Below are 3,085 nucleotides of genomic sequence, written 5' to 3'. Positions count from 1 at the left end.
AGTGAAGAGCTATGCTCGCAGTGAAACTAGAATCCAAAAGGGTTTAGGCTATAAAACGCCAAGACAGGTATGGTTTGACTTTTATCGTCAGGCTGCGTAACTAAAATCTCCCAAGTCAATGTCTACAGATTTGACAGCATAGGTCACTACCTCTAATATCGTTTCAATTAAAGCATTTTGTGGATAGCGTCTCTAACTATACCTCTGCTGGGTCTACTTCATTAGTAACGCTAGGGTATGGTGATATAGGTGAAATGCTGTCAAAAGATGGGAACCGGAAAGGTGACAAGAAATCATTGCGCCGAGCAGCTGAATTAGAGGCTATTAAAACAGCCCATAATCCAAATGGCACGTATTATGGCGGTAAAGCGAATGAGCATAAAAAACGTCTAATTAAGACGTTTAGCGGATATATGGCTGAAGGCTACACGGAAGAGGAAGTATATGAGGCTATGGTAGATCAAGGTGTTGCAATAGTATATATGGGCCAAGGGATTTGCTATGGTAATAGAGCAGAAGAATATGACTCAAGCCTACCATGTATTGGTTCACTGCGTTGCAACCCAGCTCGATGTAAACAAGCCGTTGTAACTACTAAACATGCCCCTAAATGGCGTGAAGTTTATACGTTAAACAAGCTTAATCTCAATAAACCAGAATATTCGCACAATCGTGAGCAAGTTCTAGCAGCAATGAACGAAGCGAGAATGGTACTGGAAAATCTTGGTGAGGAAGTTGAACTATGAATGCTTATGATCAAAAGAATAGCGATGATTATGATGCAAACACATTGCTATTGGAAAAGGCATTGTCGGACATTAGAGGCAACAAGAGGTTGAAAGCCACTGTAGCACAACTTTCAGAAATGACTGGTATTCATCGGAACACCATCTCAAACCGCGTTTGGCCTGTCCAAGAGCTTAAACAGATCAGAGACTCTCGGAAAACCGAAGAGAAATCACGTAAAGAACAAGTACGTTTAAGCACTGCCAATGTAAAAAATGCGCTAGAAGCAAAGCTAAGCCGAGCACAAAGTGAGGTTATCTACTGGTTTAATGAATATCAAGATATAAAAAGGGTCGCTGAGCACTCAGATAAACGGTTACAAAAGATGAGAGAATCAAGAGATTATTATAAAACACTATCTGACACAGATAAGAGATCCCTATCAGAAGCCAGACAAGAAATTGAGAAATTGAGAAAAATGTTAGTTTTAGAAGATACAAGAACGAAACAGCTTATGCACTAGTCTGTCAAAAATTATCTATTCTATAAAGAGCATAATCTTAATTTCCTCTTGCTTAAAAGCTAGCGAGAGCTTAGCTAATAAGCATATACCCTATAGCATAAATCACATATATTGATACTTTATGCCTAATAGAAATTTATCACTTTTCTCAGCTTTCACTTTATGCTTATATCAAACTGAGAATGGATAGGCAATAGACTCATGATACTGGTATCCTTCAACTTTAAAGTCATCCAGTGTTACCCATGTTTCAATATCTTCGAGAGACTTAATTTCAGGGTTAATATGAAGCTTAGGTGCCGGATAAGGTTCGCGTTTTAATTGCACGTCACGCATTAATTCTAATTGATCTTCATAAATATGTGCATTTACGATCTTATGATAAGCTTTTCCAGCCTCGTGGCCCGTAATTTGAGCCATGAGAGCTAGTAAGGTAAACACTTGAATCTGATTGAAATTTTGACCTAATGGTACATCACATGAACGTTGTGATGAAGTCAAATAAAGCTTTCCACCTAACAACGAAAATGTATGAGTATGCATACAAGGACGTAAACATCCCATATGAAACTCACCTGGATTGTAGAAGGTTAGAATTTCACCTCGATCATCAATACCGTTTCGCAAGTTATTATAAATCTTACGAAGTTGGTCAAACTCCTCTCCTACTGAATTACGCCATCTTCGTCCCTGTACACCATAAACTCGGCCCATATCATCCTTACCTTTACGATAAGGATTAGCTAGCCAAGCTGCATTTTCATTGGCATTGGCGTTCCATGTATTACATCCAATAGCTCGAAACTGATCTGCGCTATCATAACCACGTAGATATCCCAACAACTCTGCGATAGCTGCTTTCCAATAACTCTTTCGAGTAGTTACTAAGGGAAACTCATTAGCTCCTACGTTGTAGTCTAAATCAGCATTAATAACGGTTAAGCAACGTTTTCCAGTTCGTTCATTCTCTACCCATACACCCTCATCAACTATACGTTGACATAAATCTAGATACTGTTTCATTCAATAACCTTAGTTAGACTACAAACTTAGCTCAAAAGGTGATTTTTGTTGATCTGCGTGGACAATACATTTTACCTTTTGATTTCATTGAGCATTATAAAGTTTCAAGGCTCAATTGTACAAACCTGTTCGTAACAACTGATTGTCTTAGTAACTTATCAACAGACTATGCCCCAATGGAGCCAATGAAACCGAATCCTTCTATCTAACATCATTTGCCATAAGATACCTTTATGGGAATAGTCGGCTGTTTGGGCTGTACTTTTAACCAAGAAAGCCTACAAAGAATTGATTTAACTATTTAGTATGAAAATATTCGATTTACTTGCTTGATGCCTGCCCTCACTTCAAATAACCTTCATGACCTAGAAAATATCCTTTCAAGGTCATCCTGTCAAAACTATAAACATGGGCATGAGGTGCTTCTCTGCATCTACCAACTAACGGTTGCTTTTGATCAGGTTTGCCATCAGCTAGTTCAATAGGGGCTGTGCATATTGGGCAAATGGAAGTGAAGGCCGTTATTCTCGCTATTCTATAGCCATCAGCTCCCTTATACATTTCAATGTCAGCATTGTCTGTATTTATATTTGCAAACAACAAAGGCGCTTTACTGATACGGTGGGTCATTAAATGATGTAAGGGTTTAAAGAACCATATAAAATTCATATAAGCGAATGGTATGAACGCTATAACCAATCCCACTTAAAAGTGTTATAAACTAATTATCAAACCTAATTGCTATCATAAAGACCATGACTTACTCATTAGATTTTCGTAAACAAGTACTAAAAAGCTTAGACGAGGGTATGA

At 38.1% G+C, this 3,085-nt stretch carries 3 protein-coding genes; 2 read left to right on the top strand and 1 reads right to left on the bottom strand.

Features of this window, described 5'->3' with window-relative positions; translation table 11 throughout:
• Window positions 1-179: 179 nt before the first annotated feature.
• A complete protein-coding gene (locus JMX91_RS13125; protein ID WP_227679427.1) occupies window positions 180-746 on the top strand; it encodes a hypothetical protein in 567 nt (188 codons plus the stop codon).
• Window positions 743-1,249, top strand: coding sequence for a hypothetical protein (locus JMX91_RS13120; RefSeq protein ID WP_201549604.1), 507 nt, complete (start codon window positions 743-745; stop codon window positions 1,247-1,249). The genes JMX91_RS13125 and JMX91_RS13120 overlap by 4 nt, the downstream gene beginning before the upstream one ends.
• 171 nt (window positions 1,250-1,420) lie before the next feature.
• Here the strand turns inward: JMX91_RS13120 and JMX91_RS13115 are convergent, their stop codons facing one another.
• Entirely contained in the window at window positions 1,421-2,272 is an 852-nt protein-coding gene (locus JMX91_RS13115; protein ID WP_201549602.1) for a thymidylate synthase, read from the bottom strand.
• Window positions 2,273-3,085: the final 813 nt, after the last annotated feature.

Origin of the sequence: Psychrobacter sp. Pi2-1, assembly GCF_904846645.1 — a bacterium.
Lineage (GTDB): Bacteria > Pseudomonadota > Gammaproteobacteria > Pseudomonadales > Moraxellaceae > Psychrobacter.
This window is presented reverse-complemented; position numbering and strand designations above follow the sequence as displayed.

Bases quoted from the DNA above. Each gene is read 5' to 3' on its own strand.
- JMX91_RS13120 (WP_201549604.1), top strand. From the start codon at position 743: ATGAATGCTTATGATCAAAAGAATAGCGATGATTATGATGCAAACACA.
- JMX91_RS13115 (WP_201549602.1), bottom strand. From the start codon at position 2,272: ATGAAACAGTATCTAGATTTATGTCAACGTATAGTTGATGAGGGTGTA.